Source organism: Kineococcus indalonis (assembly GCF_009906395.1).
Lineage (GTDB): Bacteria > Actinomycetota > Actinomycetes > Actinomycetales > Kineococcaceae > Kineococcus > Kineococcus indalonis.
Genome location: NZ_JAAALM010000290.1, coordinates 1 through 5,230 on the forward strand (window position 1 = coordinate 1; position 5,230 = coordinate 5,230).

Below are 5,230 nucleotides of genomic sequence, written 5' to 3' on the forward strand. Positions count from 1 at the left end.
GCCCCGGGCGGGCCGGCGGGGGCGCGGCGCAGGCCGAGGTGCTCCTCGTAGAAGGCGGCCGAGCGGGCGAGGTCGCGCACCTGCAGGGCGATGAAGTCGGGTCCGGTGACGGTCACGTCGTCCTCCTGGGGTTGTCAAGAACTTGACACCTGGAGCGTGCACCCGGGCCGCGACGTGTGTCAAGCTCTTGACGTGGACGGGCGCGCGGGGGTCGGCCCCCTGGAGGAGTCGGTCGGGTACGCCCTCAAGCAGGCGGCCTCGGCGCTGCGCGGCGCCATGGACGCGGCGCTGCGCCCGGTGGACCTGACGGTGCCGCAGTACTCGTGCCTGGAGCTGCTCGGGCAGCGACCGGGCCTGTCCAGCGCCGACCTCGCGCGCGGCGCCTTCGTCACCCGCCAGGCCATGAACGGCGTGCTGCGCGGCCTGCAGGAGCGCGGGCTGGTCACCCGCCCCGCCAGCGCCCCGCACGGGCGGGCCCTGCCCACCGAGCTCACCCCCGCCGGGCGCGCGGCGCTGGAGGCGGCCAGCGCCGCCGTGCGCGCCGTCGAGCAGCGCATGCTCACCGCCCTCGGCCCGGCGGCCCGGCTGCGGCTGCGCGAGGACCTCGCCACCTGCGCCGGCGCCCTCGCCGGCCCCGGCGAGGGCGCAGGCACCGGCGAGGGCGCAGGCACCGGCGAGGGCGCAGGCAGCGGCGGGGTGAGCGCCGGCGCGCGGCGCCTCAGGCCCCGCCGGAGGTGAGGTCCGTGCGCTGCAGCCGCCAGGAGGCCAGCACCACCGCCACCACCGCCACCGCGGCCAGCACCAGCGCCGAGGTGAGCGTGCCCGAGGCGGCCACCGTGCCCAGCGGCACGTCGCCGGGGGTGGCCAGGGTGACCACGCGGCGGCCGTAGGAGCCGATCGACAGCCCCCGCAGCGCCGGCGCCAGCCCCGCCAGGAACGTCTCCCACAGCACCACGTACGCCAGGCCCGCCAGCAGCCCGCGCCGGGCCAGCAGCGACAGCAGCACGAACAGCCCGCAGTAGGCGGCCGAGGTCAGCACGGTGGCCAGCGCCACGCCGGCGACGACGTCGCCGGCGGGCAGGTTGACCGACACGCCCAGCACGACGGCCGCCGCCGCCGCCGGCAGGCACACCACGACCGTGGACACCCACGCGGCGGCCGCGCGGGCCACCACGACGTGCCAGCGGGGCCGCGACAGCGAGCGCAGCAGCGGCAGGGTGCCGCCCTCGCGCTCGTCGCCGAAGGCGCCGGTGCCCAGCACCAGCGCCACGATCGGCACCACCAGGCCGATCAGCAGGTCCCCGGCCAGCGTGGTCTGCAGCCCGTAGCGGGCCGGCACGCTCGTCAGGACCAGCACGACGACCGCCACGGCGGCAACCACCAGCGGCAGCGCCGCCAGCCCCGCGGTGCGCCCGCGCAGCAGCACCGCGCCGAGGGAGAAGCCGAACAGGGTCGTGCCGAACCCCGCGCGCGGCGGTGCGCCCGGTGCGCGCCGCGCCCGCTGCCCCTGCTCCCGCCGCCCCGGCGGCTGCTCCTGCGGCTGCTCCTGCGGCCGCGTCGACGGTGCGCTCACCGGCCCGCTCCCCTCGCCCGGCGCACCAGGTGCGCGAACGTGCTCTCCAGGTCCTCGCCCACCGGGTCCACCCGGCGCAGCGTGGCGCCGGCGCGGCGGGCCAGCTGGGGCACCGCCTCCGCCAGCGCGGTGGCGCGCGGGGCCTGCACCAGCACCCCGCCGCGCCCGGCCGGGTCGCGCTGCACGGCGTCCACGACGCCCTCGGCCAGCAGCAGCCCGGCCAGCTCCAGCACCCGCGGCCCGTCGAGGTGGACGCTGCGGGGGCGGTCCACGAGCAGGTCGCGGATCGCGGCCGGCTCGCCCTCGGCGACCAGCCGGCCGTTGACGACGACGAGCACCCGCGAGGCCATGCGCTCCACCTCGCCGAGCACGTGCGAGGAGACCAGCACGGTGCGCCCCTCGGCGCCCAGGGCGGCGACCAGGTCGACGTCGGCGCGCCGCTGCGCGGGGTCCAGGCCGTTGAACGGCTCGTCCAGCAGCAGCACCTGCGGGTCGTGCACGAGAGCCTGGGCCAGGCGCACCCGCTGGCGCATGCCCTTGGAGAAGCCGCCCACGCGCCGGTGCGCGGCCTCCGCCAGCCCGACGCGCTCCAGCACCGCCGCGGCCGCCCGGCCGGGGTCGCGCACGCCGCGCTGGCGGGCCAGGAACGCCACCTGGGCGTGGGCGCTGGCGTGCGCCCAGGTGCCCTCCCCGTCGGGCACGACGCCCAGGGCGCGGTGCACGCCGGGCTCGGCGTGCGGGTCGCCGCCGAGCACCCGCACCCGGCCCTGGCTGGGCCGCACGGAGCCGGCCAGCAGCGACAGGACCGTGGACTTGCCGGCGCCGTTGTGGCCCAGCAGGCCGGTCACGCCCGCCCCCAGGGCGAAGGAGACGTCCGAGAGGGCCACCGTGTCGCCGAACCAGCGGCTGACGCCGTCCAGCTCCACGACGCCCGCGCCGGCGCTCACGCGTCGCCCCCGCGCCCGTAGCGCAGGCCCAGCACGGTCGCCCCGAGGGCGACCGTGCCCGCCCACACCCACCACGCCAGCGGGCCGGCGGCCTGCTCCGCGCCCGTCACCACCGCCGTGGCCAGCAGCACCGGCCCGCCGGCCGGGTCGAAGGCCAGCGGCCAGTCCGCGCCCACCACCACCGCCAGCAGGCGCGAGAGCACCGGCCCGACCAGCACGACCGCCAGGTAGGCGCCGACCGCGAACACCCGCCGCGCGGTCAGCGAGGACACCGCCAGCCCCAGCGCCGCGTGCGGCAGCACCACCACCGCCGAGGCCAGCAGGATGCGCGGCAGGTCGCCGGCGGAGTCGGCGAGCCAGCCGCCGGGGTCGTCGGCGGTGGCGACGGAACCCACGAACAGCACCAGCGCCGGGCCCAGCACGATGAGCGCCAGCAGCGCCACCGCCGCCAGCGCCGCGCCCACCACGTACTCGGCGCGCGAGAGCGCGGTGGCGAAGTACAGGGACAGCACCCGGTCGCGCCGGTCGCGGGTGGGCACCGCGGGCACGGCGGTGGCCACGAACGCCAGCACCACCACGGCGTTCGTCGTCAGCAGCTGCGGGTAGCCGATGAGGTCGGTGGGCTGCACCGTCACCTGCGGCACCAGCAGCGGCACCGCGACCACCGCCAGCGCCGGCATGTACGCCACCGCCAGCAGCAGGAACGGCCACAGCTTGGCGCCGGCGCTGCGGCCCAGGCCCAGCGGGCGGCGCACGTCGGCGGCCACGAGCGCGGCCACCGCGTTGCGCCGCGGGCGCAGCGCCCCCGCGTAGCGCACGTAGCGCACGTCGTGCAGCACCGCCCGCGGCGCCGCCGGAGCCCCCGCCGCACCGCCGGGTACGGCGCCGCACCCGTCGCCGCACCCGTCGACCGCCGCCCGGGCGCCCGTCACCCGTCCCTCCGCCGCGCCGCTCACCGGCCACCCCCCATCGCGTCCAGCACCACGTCCTCCAGGCCGCGCCCGACCGCGACCAGCCGCACCAGCGCGCGGCCCTGCTCGTCGGCGAGGTCCCGCACCGCGTCCAGCGCGGCGTCGGTGCCCGCGCTCAGGCGCACGTCGCCGGTGGCGGTGGGCCCCACCCGCACGCCCAGCGGCTCCAGCCGCGCCGCCAGCGCCGCCGCGAACGCCGCGACGTCGCCGCCGACGCGCACGTCCACCGCACCGCCGGGGTCGTGGCCGACCGCCACGGGCCGCTGCGCCGCCAGCGCCCCGGCGCGCAGCACCACCACCTCGTCGCAGGTGCGCTCCACGTCGTCCAGGACGTGGGAGCTGGCCACCACGCGCACGCCGAGGTCGCGCGAGAGCCGGCGCACCAGCCGCAGCATCTCCTCGCGCCCGGAGGGGTCCAGCCCCGAGGTCGGCTCGTCCAGCAGCACCAGCTCCGGGCCGTGCACGAGGGCCTGGGCGAGCTTGGCGCGCTGCTGCATGCCCAGGGAGTAGGTGGCCACGGGGCGGCGCCGCTCCTCCTCCAGGCCGACGGCGAAGAGCACCTCGCTGGTGCGGCGCACCGCGTCGCGCCGGCCGAGCCCGCGCAGCCTGGCCAGGTGCACGCACACCTCCTGCGCGGACATGTCCAGCGGCAGGCACGGGTGCTCGGGCATGAACCCCACCCGCCGGCGCACCTCGGCGCGCTCGCGCACCGCGTCCATCCCCAGCACCCGCAGCGACCCGGCGTCCGGGCGCGTCAGGCCCAGCGCCGTGCGGAAGAACGTCGACTTGCCCGCCCCGTTGGCGCCGAGCAGCCCGGTGGCGGGCGCGGTGAAGGAGACCGTCAGGTCGTCCAGCGCCCGCACCTCCCCGAACGCCTTGCGCAGCCCGCTGCACTCGATCCCCGGCGGCTCGCCCGCCCCCGCACCGATGTCCACGCCGCCAGTGCACCACCCGTGCGCCCGCTGGGGATCACCCCTCCGTCGCAGGTCCGTCGGAGGATCGGTGAGGATCGCGTGCCGGAGGGCGCCGCGGGGTGGACGGCGGGGTGGACCGGGGGCGTGGACCGGGGGCGTGGACCCGGGGCGCGGACGGCGGAGGTGGGCGGCGGAGGTGGGCGGCGCGTCCCCGCGGGCCGGGGCCCCGGCCCGCGGGGACGCGCTCAGTCCTCGCCGGGCACGCGCGGGGGCAGCCCCGGCCGGCCGGCGGAGGCCGCGGCGGAGGCCGCGGCGGAGGCCGCCGCGCGCCCCAGGCGCTGCGTGGCCTTCCGGGCCCGGGAGAGCCCCTCCTCCACGGGCGGGGGCATCACCACCACCGGGCAGGCGGCGGAGAACACCAGCTGCGGGGCGAGCAGCTTGGCGCCGGGGGTGGACAGCTTCGCCGTGCGCGGGGAGTCCAGCACGAGCAGGTCCGCCCCGCGGGACTGCTCCAGCAGCACCGCGCGCGCCGCCCCGCGCACCGCCAGGCACTCCACGACGTGCCCCTCGCCCAGGGCGGCGCCGGCGAACCCGCGCACGAGCTCCTCGGCCTGCGCCTGCAGGTCCTCGACGCCGGTGCTGGACACCGCCGGGGGCCGCCCGCCGGAGACACCGGGGGCGCGCGGGGGGCGCCAGGCCAGCACCGCGCGCACCCGCCCGCCGCGGTGGTCGGCCTCCTCCTGCGCCCAGCGCAGCGCGTTGGGCGACCCCGTGCGGCGGCTGACGCCGACGACGAGCACGGGGCGGGGGCGGGCGGCGCCCGCC

General features: G+C 79.5%; 7 protein-coding genes. 1 reads left to right on the plus strand and 6 read right to left on the minus strand.

Translation table 11 applies throughout. The features are described 5' to 3' along the window. Positions 1-116: VOC family protein (locus GTR00_RS25870; RefSeq protein WP_166612223.1), on the minus strand; the 116-nt coding region annotated here is incomplete at its 3' end. A 76-nt stretch (positions 117-192) separates the two neighbouring features. Here GTR00_RS25870 and GTR00_RS25060 point away from each other — a divergent pair. Beyond that, positions 193-738, plus strand: coding sequence for a MarR family winged helix-turn-helix transcriptional regulator (locus GTR00_RS25060; RefSeq protein WP_407659696.1), 546 nt, complete (start codon positions 193-195; stop codon positions 736-738). On the opposite strand, the gene GTR00_RS24125 is transcribed toward GTR00_RS25060, so the two are convergent. The 5 genes from GTR00_RS24125 to GTR00_RS14025 form a co-directional block, all read right to left on the minus strand. Beyond that, positions 719-1,573 (minus strand): ABC transporter permease subunit, encoded by an 855-nt coding sequence (locus tag GTR00_RS24125; protein WP_166612225.1) that lies wholly within the window; start codon positions 1,571-1,573, stop codon positions 719-721. The two genes, GTR00_RS25060 and GTR00_RS24125, sit on opposite strands and share 20 nt — an antisense overlap. Further along, positions 1,570-2,520: an ABC transporter ATP-binding protein gene (locus GTR00_RS14010; RefSeq protein ID WP_166612226.1), complete on the minus strand. Its 951-nt coding sequence runs from the start codon at positions 2,518-2,520 to the stop codon at positions 1,570-1,572. The genes GTR00_RS24125 and GTR00_RS14010 overlap by 4 nt, the downstream gene beginning before the upstream one ends. After that, entirely contained in the window at positions 2,517-3,359 is an 843-nt protein-coding gene (locus tag GTR00_RS14015) for a hypothetical protein (protein WP_166612227.1), read from the minus strand. Before GTR00_RS14015 ends, GTR00_RS14010 begins: the two co-directional genes overlap by 4 nt. 113 nt (positions 3,360-3,472) lie before the next feature. After that, positions 3,473-4,426 carry an ABC transporter ATP-binding protein gene (locus GTR00_RS14020; protein WP_205705793.1) on the minus strand — a complete coding sequence of 318 codons (954 nt, stop codon included), beginning with the start codon at positions 4,424-4,426 and terminating at the stop codon, positions 3,473-3,475. A gap of 224 nt (positions 4,427-4,650) precedes the next feature. Then, the coding region (locus tag GTR00_RS14025; protein ID WP_205705794.1) for a universal stress protein at positions 4,651-5,230 on the minus strand (580 nt) is incomplete at its 5' end.